We start from the raw sequence: 16,111 nt of genomic DNA, 5'->3' as shown, positions 1-16,111 counted from the left end.
GCCCGTCATGTCTGCCACTGTCGGCAAGGTGCCGCCCGCGACCGCGGGCGGCACCCCGTCCGGGCCCACGCCCCGCAGCCGCGCGGCCCGCCGCCGTAAGCTGATCTCACTGGCCTTCCTGCTGCCCGCGCTGCTGCTGCTGGGCTCCCTGGTCGCCTATCCCATCCTCTTCTCGGTCGGGCGCAGTTTCTTCGACGCCTCGGGCGACACCTTCGTCGGTGCCGACAACTACACCGAGATGTTCGATGACCCGGCGACGATGAAGGCGATCCGCAACAGCGCGATCTGGGTCATCGTGGCCCCGGTCCTGCTCACCGGCCTCGGCCTGATCCTCGCGGTGCTCACCGAGAAGATCCGCTGGGCGACCGCCTTCAAACTGCTGATGTTCATGCCGATGGCGATCTCCTTCCTCGCCGCGGGCATCATCTTCCGCGTCGCCTACGAGGCGGACCCCGACCGCGGTGTGCTCAACGCGGTGACCGTCGGCGTCCATGACGCCTTCACCGGGGACACCGCCGGATACCCGACGGCCCACCCCCAGAACCCACGGGTGATCCCGGCCCAGAAGGACGGTTCGTACCGGACGGCGAAGACCTCCTCTCCCGGTGACACCGTCAACCTCGGCCTGGTCGGCGTGCCGCCCAAGGACGTGCCCAAGACCGCCAAGCCCGCCCGGGAGGCGTCCTCGGCCCCCGCGGCCAAGGGCGAGCTGAAGGGCGTGGTCTTCATCGACTTCACCCTCGGCGGCGGTGGCAAGCCGGGCCAGGTGGACCCCACCGAACGTGGACTGCCGCAGTTTGCGGTGGAGGCGGTGAAGGACGGCGAGGTCGTCGCCACCGCCACCACCGGGAACGACGGCTCGTACCGGTTCGAGGACCTGCCGTCCGGTGACTACCGGCTGCAACTGCCCCAGAAGGACTTCGCCGAGGCGTACCAGGGGATCTCCTGGCTGGGCCCGTCACTGATCACTCCGGCGATCATCGGCGCCTATCTGTGGATCTGGACCGGCTTCTCCATGGTGCTCATCGGCGCGGGGCTGGCCTCGCTGCCGCGGGACGCGCTGGAGGCGGCCCGGATGGACGGCGCCAATGAGTGGCAGATCTTCCGGAAGATCACCGTCCCGCTGCTCAGCCCGGTGCTGAGCGTGGTCTTCGTGACCACGGTGATCAACGTGATGAAGGTCTTCGACCTCGTCTACATCATCGCGCCGGGGCCGGTGCAACAGGACGCCAGCGTGCTGGCCACCCGGATGTGGCTGGTCTCCTTCGGCGGCGGCAACAACCAGGGCCTCGGCAGCGCGCTCGGCGTCCTGCTGCTGGTGCTGGTGGTCCCCGCCATGGTCCTCAACGTCCGTCGCTTCCGCAGGAGCCAGTCATGACCCTCCACGACACCGCCGGACGGGAACCCGGCGCACCCGTGGCCGCACCGGCCGCGGCGACCCCCGCGAAGACGTCCGCCGCTCCCCGGAAGCCCGGCCGGGGGCCCGCCGCCTGGCTGACCAAGAAGCTCAGCAACGGTCTCATCCAAGCGTTCCTGCTGCTGATGGGGCTGATCTGGCTCACCCCGGCGGCCGGGCTCTTCCTGTCCTCGCTCCGTTCTGACCAGGACAACTCCACCTCCGGCTGGTGGAAGGCTTTCTCCAGCCCCAGCTCGCTCTCCTTCGACAACTACCAGGCGCTGCTGAAGGATTCGGGCATCGTCCAGGCGTTCTGGAACACGGTGGCGATCTCCGTGCCTGCCACCGCGCTGGTCGTGGTGATCGCCGCACTGGCCGGATACGCCTTCGCCTGGCTGGAGTTCCCCGGCCGGGACTGGGTCTTCCTGGTGGTCGTGGCGATGCTGGTGGTGCCGGTGCAGATCGGACTGCTGCCGGTGTCCAAGCTGTTCGGCTCGGTCGGCCTGTTCGGCACCATCCCCGGTGTCGTGCTCTTCCACGTCGCCTACGGACTGCCGTTCGCCATCTTCCTGCTCCGCAACTACTTCGCGGAGATTCCCCGGGAGATGCTGGAGGCGGCCCGGATGGACGGCGGCAGCGAGTGGCGGATCTTCACCCGGCTGATCCTGCCGCTGGGCCGCCCGGCCATCGCCAGCCTGACCATCTTCCAGTTCCTGTGGGTGTGGAACGACATGCTGGTCGCGCTGATCTTCGCCGACAACGAGTCGCAACCGCTGACCGTGGCGCTGCAAACCCAGATGAGGCAGTTCGGCAGCAACATCGGGGTGCTGGCACCGGGCGCCTTCCTGTCCCTGATCGTGCCGCTGGTGGTGTTCTTCGCCTTCCAGAAGCACTTCGTCCAGGGCGTCATGGCGGGGTCGGTGAAGTAGCTCAGACCTCGACGATCACCGTGAACGGGCCGTCGTTCGTGAGCGTGACCTTCATGTCCGCTCCGAACCGGCCCGTTTCCACATGGGCGCCCAACTCCCGCAGCCGCGCCACCACCTCGTCCACCAGCGGTTCGGCGACCTCGCCCGGCGCCGCCGCGTTCCAGGTCGGGCGGCGGCCCTTGCGGGCGTCCCCGTAGAGCGTGAACTGGCTGATCACCAGCAGCGGGGCGGCCAGGTCCGAGCAGGACTTCTCGCCCTCCAGGATCCGCACCGACCACAGCTTGCGGGCGAGCTGGGCCGCCTTCTCGGGGGTGTCGTCATGGGTCACCCCCACCAGGACGCACAGCCCCGGGCCGACGATCTCCCCGACCGTCTCGCCGTCCACGACGACGCTCGCCCCGTTCACTCTCTGTACCACAGCACGCATACGGACCATCATGCCGTGCGTCCATCCGGGGCCGAACGGGTGGAGAGCCGCTGCACAGGGTGCACATGCGGTGGCACGATGCGTGCAGGCGGTGCAGGTGGGCAGGAACTGCGGGAATGACGCACCGCTGGAGGGGACGGACAGAAATGATCACACCGGGCACAGGGCAGCACACGGCCACCGAGGGCCTGCTGCCGCCACGGCCGCCGAGCCAGCGCGGCGGCCGCCTGGCCGACTCCGTGGCGCTGACCACGAACGCCGCCACGAACGCCACTTCGGGCGCCGCCTCAGGCGCCGCCTCGGATGCCGCCTCAGGCGCCGCCGACGCCGGGGCCTCCGGACAGAGTCTGTCCGGGCTGCGGCTGCCGGAGCTGCGGGCGCTGCGCCGCACCGCTCAGCGCGAGGAGGCGGATCTCAGCTATGTGCGCAGGCTGTTGCAGGGGCGGATCGATATCCTCCGCGCCGAGGTGGAGCGCCGCAGCGACCCGTCGCCGCGGGTGGTGCCGGACGCCCCGCCCGCGGCACTGGTGGAGCTGCTGCCGAAGATCCTCGCGGACGTCCCGTCCCGGCACCGCTCCTCCGCCCGCCATGTGACGCTGGGGACCCCGCACGGCGCGGAGTACGAGCGGCTGGCCGAGGAGATGCTCGCCGAGGTCGGCCTGTCCGACCCGGGGGCCCGTACCGATGAGGAGCTGCGCGGCGCGATGGGCCGCCTGGTCGGGTACGAGCAGCAGGTCTCCCGGCGGCGGCAGGAGCTCCAGCGCACCGCCGACGGCTGTAGCGCGGAGATCGCCCGCCGGTACCGCGAGGGAGAGGCGCAGGTGGACGACCTGCTCGGCTAGGAACGGCGTTCCGGTCGGTGGCGGGGGCCGGAAAATCCGCGTGCGCCCGGGAGAGGCGGACGCCTAGCGTGACTCCATGGCCATCGAGATCCGCACTCCGCTCGCCGACTCCGATCTGAGCTCCTGGAGCCGCGGGCTCAGTGCGGGCTTCCTCCGGCCGCCGACGGTGTCCAAGGAGGAGGTCGAGCTGCGCCGGTCCCAGGTGGATCTGGACCGGGTGCAGGGGGGATACGACGGGGAGCGCTGCGTCGCCACCTTCCGCAGCTTCGCACAGCGGCTGACGGCGGTCGGCGGAGCCGAGGTTCCGGCCGACGCGATCAGCAATGTGACGGTCTCACCAACCCACCGCCGCCGCGGTCTGCTCAGCCGGATGATGGACCACGACCTGCGGGCGGCCAAGGAGCGGGGCGAGGTGGTGGCCAGCCTGATCGCCGCCGAGTACCCGATCTACGGGCGGTACGGCTTCGGCCCGGCCACCTGGGTCACCGAGTGGCGGGTGGACGTGGCACGGGCCGGGCAGGACCCGCGGTACTCCGGCCCCGCGGACGGCGGCCGGGTCGACTTCGCCGACGGCGAGGAGGTGCGGGAGCTCGGCCCCGCACTGCACCAGCGGCTGCGCGCCGGGACGCACGGCGTGATCGACCGGTCCGCGATCTGGTGGCGGGTCAACACCGGGCTCCACCCCTCTCCCGGCCACCCCTGGACGGAACCGTTCTACGCCGTGTACCGCTCGGCCGACGGCACCGTGGACGGGCTGCTCGTCTACACCGCCGATGACCGCTGGGAGGGCAAGCGGGCGCAGAACACGGCGACCGTCCGCGATCTGATCGCGGTCACCCCGGCCGCCGAACGCGCCCTGTGGCACTTCCTGTTGTCCGTCGACTGGATCACGTACGTCAACAGCGGGCTGCGCGCCCCGGACGACCTGCTGCCGCTGCTGCTCGGCGATCCGCGCGCGGCACAGGTCACCACCTGCGCCGACTTCCTGTGGCTGCGCCCGCTGGACGTACCCCGGCTGCTGACCGCCCGTACCTACCGGGCCGAGGGCTCGCTCGTGCTGGATCTGCGCGACCGGGCCGGGCTGGCGGGCGGACGCTTCGCGCTGGAGGCGGGCCCGGACGGCGCCGAATGCGCCCCGACCACCCGCACGGCCGATCTGACCATGGACATCGCCGAGTTGGGGACGCTGTGGCTGGGCGATGAGTCGGCGGTGCGGCTCGCCGCGCTGGGGCGGGTGACCGAGGAGCGCGCGGGCGCGGCGGCGCTGGCGGAGCGGCTGCTGCGGGCGGCCCGCCGCCCCTGGTGCCCCGACATCTTCTAGTACGACGGCCGAGGGCTCAGCAGCACTTGAGGAAGCGGTGCGGGCCCGCGCCCCGCTCGGCGAGCTCGTCATAGGGGTTCGCCAGCGCGCATTTGTCGATCGACAGACAGCCGCAGCCGATGCAGTCGGTGAGGTGGTCGCGCAGATTCTCCAGCTGCTCGATGCGCTCGGAGATGTCCGCGCGCCAGCACTCCGAGATCCGGGCCCAGTCCTCCTTGGTGAGCACGTGGTCCTCGGGGAAGAGCGCGAGCACCTCCCGGATCCGGGCCAGCGGAATGCCGACCCGCTGCGAGGAACGGACGAAGGCGACGCGGCGCAGGGTGTCGCGGGTGTAGCGGCGCTGATTGCCGCTGGTACGGCGGCTGTGGATCAGTCCCTCCCGCTCGTAGAAGCGCAGCGCGGAGGCCGGCACCCCGCTGCGCCGGGAGAGATCGCCGACCGTGAGCTCATGGGTCTTCCAGGTCAGTTGTGTCATGTTGCCGAGCCTAGCTTGACTTAAACCATTGTTTAAGTCCGAGGCTCTTCCCATGACCTCTCAGACCGCGGTTTCCACCGCTTCCACCAGCACCGGCACCGATACCGCCACCACCGCCCCGCTCCGTCTCGCCGTCGTCGTGGGCAGCACCCGCGAGGGCCGCTTCGGGCCGAAGGTCGCACGGTGGTTCACCGAGCGCGCCGCGCTCCGCGCCGATATGGACGTCGAGGTGATCGACCTGGCCGACACCCCCCTGCCCGTCCACCTCACCCACTCGCCCGGCCCCGAGGAGAGCAAGGCCCTGGAGGCCGTCAGCCCCCGGCTGGACACGGCCGACGCCTACGCCGTGATCACCCCCGAGTACAACCACAGCTACCCGGCCGCCCTGAAGAACGCGATCGACTGGCACTACAGCCAGTGGCGGGCCAAACCGGTCGGCTTCGTCTCCTACGGCGGGATCTCCGGCGGACTGCGCGCGGTCGAGCATCTGCGGCCGGTGTTCGCGGAGGTCCACGCGGTCACGGTGCGCGACTCGGTCAGCTTCCACCAGGCGTGGGATCTGTTCGGCCCGGACGGGCGGCTGACGGACCCCGCCGCCCCGGACGCCGCCGCCACCACGATGCTCGACCAGCTCGCCTGGTGGGGCCGGGCGCTGCGCACCGCCCGGGAGACCAGCCCCTACGGGAGCTGACCGCGCGGACGGCCGGGCCAGGGCCGACACCAGGGCCAGCACCAGGGCAAGAGCTGCAGCGGAGTGGCCAGATCTTTGCACATCATGTCCATCTGGCCACTCGTTGTCCACGGGCCGGTTTTCCACCATGGACTCCATGAACGTGCTGTGGATATTCGCCCATCCGGAACCGCGCTCGCTGAGCGGCGCCCTGCGTGACGAGGGGCTGCGCGCCCTACGGGAGCTCGGCCATGACACCCGGCAGTCCGATCTCTACGCGATGCGCTGGAACCCCGTCGTGGACGGCGGCGACTTCCGCCATGACGGCGGGCGGCGCCTCATCGTCGGCGCCACCTCCCAACGCGCCTACTCCGAGGGCACGTTGAGCGATGACATCCGTACCGAACAGGAGAAGCTGGTCTGGGCCGACGCGCTCATCGTCCAGTATCCGCTGTGGTGGTTCGGCATGCCCGCCATCCTCAAGGGCTGGTTCGACCGCGTCTTCGTCAAGGGCTTCGCCTACGGGGTCAAAGGCCCGGACGGCCGCACCCTGCGCTACGGGGACGGCGGACTCGCCGGAAAACGCGCCATGGCCGTCCTGACCGTGGGGGCGCCCGAGGCCGGCATGGGGCCACGCGGTGCCCATGGCGACATCGGCGATCTGCTGTTCCCCCTCCAGCACGGCATCTTCTGGTACAGCGGGATGTCCGCCGTACCGCCGCATGTGATCTACGGAGCGGACCGGCTGTCGGACGACGCGTACGAGGACCATGCCGCCGCGCTGCGGAAGCGGCTGGCCTCGCTGCCGACCGAGGAGCCGATCCCGTTCCGCCGGGAGACCGGCGGAGACTACGACGAAAGCCTGGTGCTCCGGCCCGACATCCTGCCGGGCCGCTCCGGCCTCGCCGTGCACTGCGCCTGAGGGCCGGACATCAACTGCGTCGCTCCTCCCTGCGTCCATGCGCTAATGTCCCGACATCGATCGAAAATGATCAGAAGGCATTACAAGGGGTGGGGTAAATGGGCAGTGTCGTACACACCAGACCGGGCGCGCGCACCAGGGCGGCGGGAGCGGTTCTCACCGCCGCGCTGCTGTGTGCCGGGACGGTGGCCTGCGGCACCGAGAAGTCCGGCGGCAAGTCGGGGGACGGGGCGGCGGAGAAGCCCGCGGCAGCCGTGCAGGCGGCGGCCAGGAACACCGAGAAGCTGACCTCGCTGCGCTACCGGATGACCGGCCGCACCCCCGAGGAGGGCCGGGTGGAGGGCGAGGGAGCGATGTCCTTCGGCCCCAAGGCGATGCGGATGAAGGTCCGCGCCCTGGATCAGGGCGCGGACGCGTCGTTCGAGATCCGGGTCATCGGCAAGGTGATGTACATGGGCGCGGACAAGGCGTCCGCGACCGAGATGGAAGGCAAGCGCTGGCTCAAGTTCGACCTCGCCACCCTGGGCAAGGGCGGCTCCGGTGACCCGTCCGCGGACGCGCTCTCCGGCCAGGCGGACAAGAACCCGGCCGCCGAATCCACCTTCCTCTCCGACGCCGACAACGTGCGGCGCGTCGGCAAGGAGACCATCGACGGCGTCGCCACCACCCACTACCGGGGAACGGTCACCCTCGACCAGATGCGCGCGAGCCTGAAGGGCCAGGACACCGCGACCCGTGAGCGCCGGGAGAAGAGCCTCAAGCGGTTCGAGGAGATGGGGGTCGACCGGCTCTCCATGGACATGTGGATCGACGGGGACCACCACACCAAGCGGTTCCGTATGCGCGGCAAGGGCGACAAGGGCCCGCTGGACACGACGATCACCTTCCGCGACATCAACAAGCCGGTCACGGTGAAGGCCCCGCCCGCGAAGGAGACGCACGACCTGGCCGAGCTGGCCAAGGGGGCCGAGGGCTGACCCGGCCGGGAGCCCGCCCGCACCGGCCCCGCCCCGCCCGGGCTCACGTCCGATCGATGAGCTCGAGCCGCCAGTCGTTGCACTGGATCGGGTTTCCCGCCGGGTATTCGAAGTCGCATACGCCGAGCAGGGTGAACCCGGCCTTCCGGCATACCGCGTTGGACGCCGGATGCCCCGGTGAGGGAAAGGCGTGCAGCCAGCGGTGGGTCTCCTCCGCCGTGGCGGCCTCGGCGACCAGCCGGGCCGCCACTGCCGCGACGCCCCGGCCCTGGAACTCCGGCAGCACGGCCCAGCCGGTCTCGTACACCGTGCCGCCCCGCCACTCCTTCTCCCAGAAGCCGATGGACCCGGCCACCGCCTCCTCCGGCAGCAGCACCACCCGGTACATCCGGCCCCGGCCCTCGCCCGCGAGACCCGCGTAGCGGCGGTGCCGCTCGAGGATCTTCTCCTCGCTCTCCGGCCCGCCCAAATGGCGTGTCATCTCGGGGGTGTTGGTACCGCGCAGCAGCTCCAGGAAGGACGGCTCGTCCTTCCATGGCTCCAGCCGCACCACCGGCCGCGCCCCGTCCGTCACATCCGGCATCCGCCCACCTCCGCGCCCCGCGTCCGGCCGTTCTCCTCATCCAGTGGACCACGGGGGTCCGACAACGCCCCCTCACCTGCCGAGGAGCTCCATATCCGCCGCGTCGAGGACCAGCCGCGCCGCCGCCATGTTCTGCTCGAGGTGGGCGAGCGACGCGGTGCCGGGGATCTGCACCACCGAGGGCGACCGGGCCAGCCCCCACGCCAGCGCGATCTGGTGCTCGGTGGCGCCGTGCCGCTCCGCGACCGTCCGCAGCCCCGCCCCCTCCAAAGCAGTGTGCCCGCCGCCGAGCGCGAAGAACGGCATATACGCGATCCCGGCGTCCGCGCACAGGTCGACCAGCGCGGCGTCCTCCTGACCGAGCACCCCGAACCGGTTCTGCACCGCCGCCACCGGCGCGATGTCCCGCGCCTCGGCCAGTTGCCCCGCACTCACATTGCTCAGCCCGAGGTGCCGGACCAGCCCCTCCTCCCGCAGCGCGGCCAGCGCCGCGAACCGCTCGCCGAGGGGCACCCCGCCCACCGCGCCGAGCCTGCCCACCCGCAGGGACACCAGGTCCAGGGTGTCGAGACGGAGCTGGCGGAGGTTCTCCTCCACCAGCCCCCGTATCTGCCCGGGCGTGGCCTCCGCGTACATCTCCCCGTCGGCGTCCCGCAGCGGGCCGACCTTGGTGGCGACGGTGACGCCCGCCGGATACGGATACAGCGCCTCGCGCAGGATGTCGTTGGCCCGGGCACGGGGCGAGAAGTAGAACGCGGCGGTGTCGATGAAGCGCACACCCAGCTCCACGGCCCGCCGCGCCACCGCGACCGCTGTCGCCCGCTCGACCACACGCGTCCAGCGGCCGGGCAGCTGCATCGCGCCGAAGCCCAGCCGGGGCACGGTGATCTCCCCGCCCAGGGTGAAGGTGGCGGGTACGGAGGACAGGGGCGCCGAGGGCTCTGAAGGTGCTGAAGGTGAGGTCATGGGGCAGCATGCGCAGGTTTCCGCCCGCATCACAAGATCACCAGATGGACCGCCGCCGCGTGGCGCCCACCACTATTGCAAGCATTTGCTTGCAATAGTTAGCGCTCATGAGGCAGCATCGAGGCATGGCATCACTGAACGTCGGCAATCTCGGCGGGTTCCTGCGGGAACAGCGCCGCAGCGCGCAGCTCTCACTGCGCCAGCTCGCCGACGCCGCCGGGGTGTCCAATCCGTACCTGAGCCAGATCGAGCGCGGGCTGCGCAAGCCGAGCGCCGAGATCCTCCAGCAGCTGGCGAAGGCGCTGCGGATATCCGCCGAGACCCTCTACGTACAAGCGGGGATCCTCGACGAGCGCGACCGGGAGGAGGCGGAGGTGCGCAGTGTGATACTCGCCGACCCCTCCATCAACGAGCGGCAGAAGGCGGTGCTGCTCCAGATCTACGAGTCCTTCCGCAAGGAGAACGGACACCCGACCGCCTCGGACGGCACCCCCGCCGCGGACGCCGACGTCACCCCACCCTCGACCTGATCCGGGAGGACCACCAGATGGCCATCACCGACGACGTACGCAAGACCCTCACCGACCCGACCCCGCTGTACTTCGTGGCGGGCACGGCCGACCTCGCCGCGCAGAAGCTCAAGGAGGTGCCGTCACTGGTCGAGAAGATCGTCGCGGAGGCCCCCGAGCGCTTCAACGCGGTGCGCAACACCGACCCCAAGACCGTCCAGGACCGGGTCAGCCAGCAGGCGAAGGAGGCCCAGGACAAGCTGACCGAGGTGCTCGGCACGCTGGACACCGACCTCAAGCGGCTGCGGGACACCGCCCAGGACCTCGCCCTCCAGGGCGTCGGCCGGGCCGCCGAGTTCGCCGTCAAGGCGCGGGAGCGCTACGACGAGGTGGCCGAGCACGGCCAGGAGGTCGTGAAGACCTGGCGCGGTGAGGCGGCCGACGAGGTCGTGGACCTCGCCGGCGCGATCGAGCCCAAGGACGGCAGGCCCACCACCGCCGCGGCGCAGACCCCGTCGCAGTCGGTCACGGTGGACTCCTCCAAGGCGGCCCCGAAGCCCGCGGCCAAGCCCGCCGGGCAGAGCGCCCCGGCCAAGAAGGCCCCGGCCCGCAAGCCCGCCACCGGCAAGAAGGCGGACCCGAAGTAGCCGGGCCGACCCACCGAGGTCCCTGAGGAGGGCCGGGCTCGCCCTGCGTGCCCGGCCCTCCCAGCGGGTACGGTGGCCCGGGAGACGCTCCCCTTCATCTCTTCTAGGCGGTGGACAGCGTGCTGGTGCAAGGTTTCGGTGAGTTGCTGTACTGGGTCTCCTGGGGCCTGCTCCTGTTCAGCCTGTTCGCCTTCGTCGACTCCGCGTTCCGCCGGGAAGACGCCTACCGGGCCGCGGACAAGCAGACCAAGCCCTTCTGGCTGATCATCCTCGGCCTCGCGGCCGCGGTGAACTTCTTCATGGGCATCCTGAGCTTCCTGCCGATCATCGGGCTGATCGCGACGATCGTGTACATCGTGGATGTCCGGCCCGCGCTGCGGCAGGTCTCCGGGGGCGGTGGCGGCTGGAACCGGGGCCGCGGCTCCAGCTCCGACGGCCCGTACGGCCCCTACAACGGCCGGTAGGCAGCCGACGGCCGGTAGGCGACCGACGGCCGGTGGGGGCCGAAGCCCCCGCCCGGTCCGTGTCAGCCGCGGTCGAGCAGCAGCACCGCGAGGTCGTCGGTCAGCTCCCCGCCGTTGAGCGTCCGCACCTCGGTGACGGTCGTGTCGAGCAGTTCCTCACCGCGCCGCCCCTCGCCGAGCTGGCGGGCGACGATCTCGACCATCCCCTCCTGCCCGAGCCGCTGCACCCCGGGGCCGACACGGCCCTCGATCAGCCCGTCGGTGTACATCATCAGGCTCCAGGCGCCGCCGAGCTGGACCTCCCGGCGCGGCCAGCGGGCGTGCGGCAGCAGCCCGAGCGCCGGGCCGTTCTCGTCGGTCGGCATCAGCCGGGGCGCCATTCCGGGCCTGATCACCAGCGGTGAGGGGTGTCCGGCCAGACAGACACCGGCCCGCCGCCCGTCCGGGGTGATGTCCACGGTGCACAGCGTCGCGAAGATCTCGTCGTCCGGGCGCTCGTTCTCCAGGACCTGCTGGAGGGTGCCCAGCAGCTGGTCGCCGCAGAGCCCGGCGAAGGTCAGGGCGCGCCAGGCGATCCGCAGCTCCACCCCGAGGGCGGCCTCGTCCGGGCCGTGCCCGCAGACGTCGCCGATCATCGCGTGGACCGTGCCGTCGGAGGTGCGCACGGTGTCGTAGAAGTCGCCGCCGAGCAGGGCGCGGCTGCGGCCGGGCCGGTAGCGGGCGGCGAACCGCAGCCCCGACCCCTCCAACAGCGGGGTGGGCAGCAGTCCGCGCTCCAGTCGGGCGTTCTCCTGGGCGCGCAGCCGGGACTCGGTCAGCTGGCGCTGGGCGAGGTCGGAGCGTTTTCGCTCCACGGCGTAGCGGATGGCGCGGCTGAGGATGCGGCCGTCCAGCTCACCGCGGAAGAGGAAGTCCTGAGCGCCCACCCGTACCGCCTCGGCGGCGCGCTCGGCGTCGTCCTCGGCGGTGAGGACGAGGACGGCGTGCGAGGGCGCGAGCCTGAGCACGGCGCGCAGGGTGTCCAGCGCGTCCGCCCCCTCGCGCTCCGGGCCCGGCAGGGCAAGGTCGAGGAGGATGCACTGCACACCGTCGGTGAGCAGCCGGGTGGCCTCGGTGAGGTTGCGGGCCGTGCGGATGCGGACCCGATTACCCTCGGTGTCCAGCATTTCGGGGACGTTGAAGGCACCGGACGGATCGTCCTCGATCACCAGCAGGGTGAGCCCGCTGTCGGGCAGCGGGGCGGGGCGGGCCTGAGTGGCCGGCGCCTCCCGTTGCCTCGGCACGGGTACGGACATCGCTCGATTCCTTCCCTCCCCCCGAGGGCGCGGTGCCCGCCACCGACCGGCGGACCGCACGTTCCCCAGCACGCACACCGACTAGTCGGTTTCAGAAGTTTCACAGGCGTGGGTGCCGGATACTGCCAGGCGACCTTAGCGCTAGGGCGCGGCTCTACGGAATGACCTTCAGGCATCGACTTTTGTCATATGCCCCACGTCGGGCGGGACTTGGCGGACAACGGGAGAATCACGGAATGACGAACATCACGCTGGTTCTGGGCGATATCACCCAACAGGACACCGATGCCGTGGTGAACGCGGCCAATTCGTCCCTGCTCGGCGGGGGCGGGGTGGACGGAGCCATCCACCGCAAGGGCGGACCGGACATCCTGGACGAATGCCGCGATCTACGCGGATCCCGCTACGGCAAGGGGCTTCCGGCGGGCCAGGCGGTCGCCACCACGGCCGGACGGCTGCCCGCCCGCTGGGTGATCCACACGGTCGGTCCGGTGCACTCCACGAGCGAGGACCGCTCCGGGACCCTCGCCTCCTGCTTCCGGGAGTCCTTGCGCGTCGCGGACGGGCTCGGCGCCCGGACCGTCGCCTTCCCGGCCGTCTCCACCGGGGTCTACCGCTGGCCGCTCGATGACGCGGCCAGGATCGCGGTGGCGGCGGTCCGTACGGCGGACACCTCGGTCACCGAGGTCCGCTTCGTCCTCTTCGACCAGCCCGCGTACGACGCCTTCGAGGCGGCCCTGCGACAGCGGGACTGATCACCGGCCGAGCGCCTGGCCGCCCGGACGGACGACGCCCAGGATCGGCATCGAACCCGCCCCCGCCACCGTCACCTGGCGGCCGGGGCGCGGGGCGTGCACCATCGCGCCGCTCCCCACGTACATCCCGACATGGCTGGCGTCCGGGAAATAGATGATCAAGTCGCCCGGGCGCATCTCGTCGATGCCCACCTTGGGCAGCAGCCGCCACTGCTCCTGCGAGGTCCGCGGGATCGGCTTCCCGGCCACCGCCCACGCCCGCTGGGTCAGCCCCGAGCAGTCGTAGCTGTCGGGCCCCACCGCGCCCCAGACGTAGTTCTTGCCGATCTGGGCCGAGGCGAAGGCCACCGCCCGTTTGCCCGTCGCGGTCGCGCCCGCGCCGAGCTCCCGCAGTATGCCGGTATCCAGCCACTTCGTCTGGGAGGCGCGGGCCTTGTCCTCCTCCAGCCGCCGCAGCCGCTCCCGCTCCTTCTTCTCCAGCCGGGACTCCAGCCGCTGCGCCTTCGCGAGCTTCGCCGTGATCTGCTTCTTCGCCGCCGCCTTCTTCTTACGGCTTCCGTCCAGCCGCTCCCACTCCTTGGAGGCGGACTCGGCGTAGCGGTCCAGCGCGGCCTGTGTGCGCTCCAGGCGGCTCATCAGCCCATGGGTCGCCTGCTGGCCCTTGCGGGCGAGGGTGACGCCGTCGAGGAAGTCACCGGGGTCATCGTTGAGGAGCAGCCGCGCCTCGGCGGGCATCCCGCCGCCGCGGTACTGGGCGCGGGCCATCGCCCCGGCCCGCTTCCGCAGCCCGGCCATCTCCTTCTGCGCCTTCACCACGGCCCGCGCGATCTTCACGATCGCCTTCTCCTGGCGGGTCTGGCGCTCCCGCGCGAGGTTGTAGGCGTCGGTGGCCTTCTCCGCCTTGCGGTAGAGGCCGTCGATCTCGGAGCGGACCTCCTCCAGGCTCTTGCCGCCGGAGCCCGGCGACCCGTCGTCCGAGTCCGGCCGCGGTACCGGGTCGGCGGGTGCCGCGTGCGCCGCCTCCGGTAGGGCCGTCATCCCGAGCGCGCATACGAGCGCGGTGGCCGCGGCGGCGCTCCCACCCCGCCCCATCCCGTCCCGACTCACCCGCCGTCTCCTCTCGTCCGCTGTCGTTCGCCGAGGCCGTAAGCGCAGCCGTGGGTATCACGTACCAGACCTGACGTACCGGCACGTAGGGACGGATAGTGACATGCCGTACCGCAATCCGACAGAGACACGCGGGAGTTACGTCCGCCGCGCCCGGATCCGGGACGTCACGGTCGTTCAGTAGGGAAGTCACACGGCTGTCACCCGTACGCCGCACGGGCGTTGGGCGGTGATGGAGCGGGGGCGTCAGGGTGGTGCGGCGGGCGGCGCTCCCCCGCCCGGTGGCCGCGCGGGGGCGATGCGCCCAGGCCCGGGGCGGTGCACGCGGGGCGCGTACGGCGGACGGAGCCTCCGGGACGGCGGCTGCCGCGGTCACCCCCAGGCCGTGACCTGGCCGTGACCTGGCCACCACACTGACGGCCGAGGTTCACCATCCGTTAACTCACCCCCTGAGGTCGCTTCACCTGTTCTGCCTAATTTCGGCCCTACTGGGAGCGAGCCGGGACTGAAAACCGGTCCGACCCACAAGAGCCGCTCAGCAGTGCGCCTCATCCGACTCGCGCGCCGTCCCCACCGGCGGCAACTGGAAGGAACCTCCGAAAGTGAAGCAGCTTCAGCGCAAGAACCGGCTTCGCGCCGTCGCCGCCGGTGCCCTCGTCGTCTCCAGCGCGCTGGTCCTCAGCGCCTGCGGCTCGGACGACAACTCCTCCAGCGGTGGCGGCACCAAGGCCGGCAACATCAAGTGCGACGGCAAGGGCCAGCTGCTGGCCTCCGGCTCCTCGGCGCAGAAGAACGCCATGGACCTGTGGGTCAAGAACTACGGCGCCGCCTGCAAGGACACCAAGATCAACTACAAGGCCACCGGCTCCGGTGCGGGCATCCAGGAGTTCCTCCAGGGCAAGACCGCGTTCGCCGGTTCCGACTCGGCCCTGAAGCCCGAGGAGATCAAGAGCTCGAAGAGCGTCTGCAAGGGCGGCCAGGGCATCGACCTGCCGATGGTCGGCGGCCCGATCGCGGTCGGCTTCAACGTCCCCGGTGTGGACAAGCTGGTGCTCGACGCCGAAACCCTCGCCAAGATCTTCGACTCGAAGATCACCAAGTGGGACGACAAGGCGATCAAGAAGCTCAACCCGGACGCCAAGCTTCCGAGCCTGAAGATCCAGGCGTTCCACCGCTCCGACGAGTCGGGCACCACCGACAACTTCACCAAGTACCTCAAGGCCGCCGCCCCGTCGGCGTGGCCGCACGAGCCGGGCAAGGCGTGGGAGGGCAAGGGCGGCCAGTCGGCCGACGGCTCCTCCGGTGTCTCCTCCCAGGTGAAGCAGGTCTCCGGCGCGATCTCCTACTTCGAGCTGTCCTACGCGACCGCCAACAGCATCAAGACCGTGGACCTCGACACCGGCGCCTCCGCCCCGGTCCCGGCCACCGTCGACAACGCGTCCAAGGCCATCTCCGAGGCCAAGGTCAAGGGCACCGGCAAGGACCTGGCCCTGGACCTGGCGTACGACACCAAGGCGGACTCGGCCTACCCGATCACCCTGGTCACCTACGAGATCGCCTGCGACAAGGGCAACAAGGCGGGCACCCTCGCCGCCACCAAGTCCTTCCTGAACTACGTCGCCAGCGAGGACGGCCAGACCTCCCTCAAGGAGCTCGGCTACGCCCCGCTCCCGACCGAGATCGCCACGAAGGTCCGCGAGACCGTCAAGAGCCTCTCCTGACCCGAATGCGGCCGGCTCCCTCGCGTGAACGCGCGGCGGGGCCGGTCGCATCGTCCGGTGCACCGCCGCACGCAGGAGCCGTTCCCCATCGGCTCCGCAGACCGG

At 71.0% G+C, this 16,111-nt stretch carries 18 protein-coding genes; 12 read left to right on the top strand and 6 right to left on the bottom strand.

The window, feature by feature from the left end; translation table 11 throughout:
* Window positions 1–7 precede the first annotated feature (7 nt).
* A complete protein-coding gene (locus tag AB0C66_RS34495; protein WP_362447997.1) occupies window positions 8–1,378 on the top strand; it encodes an ABC transporter permease subunit in 1,371 nt (456 codons plus the stop codon).
* A gap of 164 nt (window positions 1,379–1,542) precedes the next feature.
* Window positions 1,543–2,325 (top strand): carbohydrate ABC transporter permease, encoded by a 783-nt coding sequence (locus AB0C66_RS34490; protein WP_362448140.1) that lies wholly within the window; start codon window positions 1,543–1,545, stop codon window positions 2,323–2,325.
* Between the two features lies 1 nt (window position 2,326).
* On the opposite strand, the gene dtd is transcribed toward AB0C66_RS34490, so the two are convergent.
* The gene (gene dtd, locus AB0C66_RS34485; protein ID WP_362447995.1) at window positions 2,327–2,752 is read right to left on the bottom strand and encodes a D-aminoacyl-tRNA deacylase; all 426 of its coding nucleotides are present in this window, start codon (window positions 2,750–2,752) and stop codon (window positions 2,327–2,329) included.
* Between the two features lie 146 nt (window positions 2,753–2,898).
* Here dtd and AB0C66_RS34480 point away from each other — a divergent pair, with 146 nt between their 5' ends.
* Window positions 2,899–3,594: an ABC transporter substrate-binding protein gene (locus AB0C66_RS34480; protein ID WP_362447992.1), complete on the top strand. Its 696-nt coding sequence runs from the start codon at window positions 2,899–2,901 to the stop codon at window positions 3,592–3,594.
* 76 nt (window positions 3,595–3,670) lie between these two features.
* Window positions 3,671–4,915 (top strand): GNAT family N-acetyltransferase, encoded by a 1,245-nt coding sequence (locus AB0C66_RS34475; protein WP_362447990.1) that lies wholly within the window; start codon window positions 3,671–3,673, stop codon window positions 4,913–4,915.
* A gap of 16 nt (window positions 4,916–4,931) precedes the next feature.
* On the opposite strand, the gene soxR is transcribed toward AB0C66_RS34475, so the two are convergent.
* Window positions 4,932–5,390, bottom strand: a complete 459-nt coding sequence (soxR, locus tag AB0C66_RS34470) for a redox-sensitive transcriptional activator SoxR (RefSeq protein WP_362447987.1) — start codon at window positions 5,388–5,390, stop codon at window positions 4,932–4,934.
* A gap of 52 nt (window positions 5,391–5,442) precedes the next feature.
* Here soxR and AB0C66_RS34465 point away from each other — a divergent pair, with 52 nt between their 5' ends.
* From AB0C66_RS34465 to AB0C66_RS34455, 3 genes are all read left to right on the top strand, one after another.
* A complete protein-coding gene (locus AB0C66_RS34465) occupies window positions 5,443–6,081 on the top strand; it encodes an NAD(P)H-dependent oxidoreductase (protein WP_362447984.1) in 639 nt (212 codons plus the stop codon).
* Window positions 6,082–6,217: 136 nt separating this feature from the next.
* The gene (locus AB0C66_RS34460) at window positions 6,218–6,982 is read left to right on the top strand and encodes an NAD(P)H-dependent oxidoreductase (protein WP_362447981.1); all 765 of its coding nucleotides are present in this window, start codon (window positions 6,218–6,220) and stop codon (window positions 6,980–6,982) included.
* 98 nt (window positions 6,983–7,080) lie between these two features.
* On the top strand, window positions 7,081–7,959 hold the full coding sequence (locus tag AB0C66_RS34455) for a DUF1396 domain-containing protein (protein ID WP_362447978.1): 879 nt from the start codon (window positions 7,081–7,083) through the stop codon (window positions 7,957–7,959).
* 43 nt (window positions 7,960–8,002) lie between these two features.
* Here the strand turns inward: AB0C66_RS34455 and AB0C66_RS34450 are convergent, their stop codons facing one another.
* Both AB0C66_RS34450 and AB0C66_RS34445 read right to left on the bottom strand, forming a co-directional pair.
* Window positions 8,003–8,542, bottom strand: a complete 540-nt coding sequence (locus AB0C66_RS34450) for a GNAT family N-acetyltransferase (protein WP_362447975.1) — start codon at window positions 8,540–8,542, stop codon at window positions 8,003–8,005.
* Between the two features lie 72 nt (window positions 8,543–8,614).
* Complete coding sequence (locus AB0C66_RS34445) at window positions 8,615–9,508, bottom strand: aldo/keto reductase (RefSeq protein WP_362447972.1); 894 nt, start codon at window positions 9,506–9,508, stop codon at window positions 8,615–8,617.
* Between the two features lie 125 nt (window positions 9,509–9,633).
* Here AB0C66_RS34445 and AB0C66_RS34440 point away from each other — a divergent pair, with 125 nt between their 5' ends.
* From AB0C66_RS34440 to AB0C66_RS34430, 3 genes are all read left to right on the top strand, one after another.
* Complete coding sequence (locus AB0C66_RS34440; protein WP_362447969.1) at window positions 9,634–10,038, top strand: helix-turn-helix transcriptional regulator; 405 nt, start codon at window positions 9,634–9,636, stop codon at window positions 10,036–10,038.
* Window positions 10,039–10,055: 17 nt separating this feature from the next.
* Window positions 10,056–10,664 carry a hypothetical protein gene (locus AB0C66_RS34435; protein WP_362447966.1) on the top strand — a complete coding sequence of 203 codons (609 nt, stop codon included), beginning with the start codon at window positions 10,056–10,058 and terminating at the stop codon, window positions 10,662–10,664.
* 119 nt (window positions 10,665–10,783) lie between these two features.
* Window positions 10,784–11,128: a DUF2516 family protein gene (locus AB0C66_RS34430; RefSeq protein ID WP_362447963.1), complete on the top strand. Its 345-nt coding sequence runs from the start codon at window positions 10,784–10,786 to the stop codon at window positions 11,126–11,128.
* A 62-nt stretch (window positions 11,129–11,190) separates the two neighbouring features.
* On the opposite strand, the gene AB0C66_RS34425 is transcribed toward AB0C66_RS34430, so the two are convergent.
* Window positions 11,191–12,423, bottom strand: coding sequence for a fused response regulator/phosphatase (locus AB0C66_RS34425; protein ID WP_362447960.1), 1,233 nt, complete (start codon window positions 12,421–12,423; stop codon window positions 11,191–11,193).
* 236 nt (window positions 12,424–12,659) lie between these two features.
* On the opposite strand from AB0C66_RS34425, the gene AB0C66_RS34420 reads away from it, so the two are divergent.
* Window positions 12,660–13,178 carry an O-acetyl-ADP-ribose deacetylase gene (locus tag AB0C66_RS34420; protein ID WP_362447957.1) on the top strand — a complete coding sequence of 173 codons (519 nt, stop codon included), beginning with the start codon at window positions 12,660–12,662 and terminating at the stop codon, window positions 13,176–13,178.
* Here AB0C66_RS34420 and AB0C66_RS34415 read toward each other — a convergent pair whose 3' ends face one another.
* Window positions 13,179–14,270 (bottom strand): C40 family peptidase, encoded by a 1,092-nt coding sequence (locus AB0C66_RS34415; protein WP_362448137.1) that lies wholly within the window; start codon window positions 14,268–14,270, stop codon window positions 13,179–13,181. It abuts the gene before it with no gap.
* Between the two features lie 617 nt (window positions 14,271–14,887).
* On the opposite strand from AB0C66_RS34415, the gene pstS reads away from it, so the two are divergent.
* Window positions 14,888–16,006, top strand: coding sequence for a phosphate ABC transporter substrate-binding protein PstS (gene pstS / locus AB0C66_RS34410; protein ID WP_362447954.1), 1,119 nt, complete (start codon window positions 14,888–14,890; stop codon window positions 16,004–16,006).
* The last annotated feature ends 105 nt before the right edge of the window (window positions 16,007–16,111 follow it).

The sequence above is a fragment of the Streptomyces sp. NPDC048636 genome (assembly GCF_040650655.1).
Classification (GTDB): Bacteria; Actinomycetota; Actinomycetes; order Streptomycetales; family Streptomycetaceae; genus Streptomyces.
The sequence above is the reverse complement of the archived record's forward strand: the minus strand, read 5'-3'. Positions and strand labels throughout refer to the sequence as shown.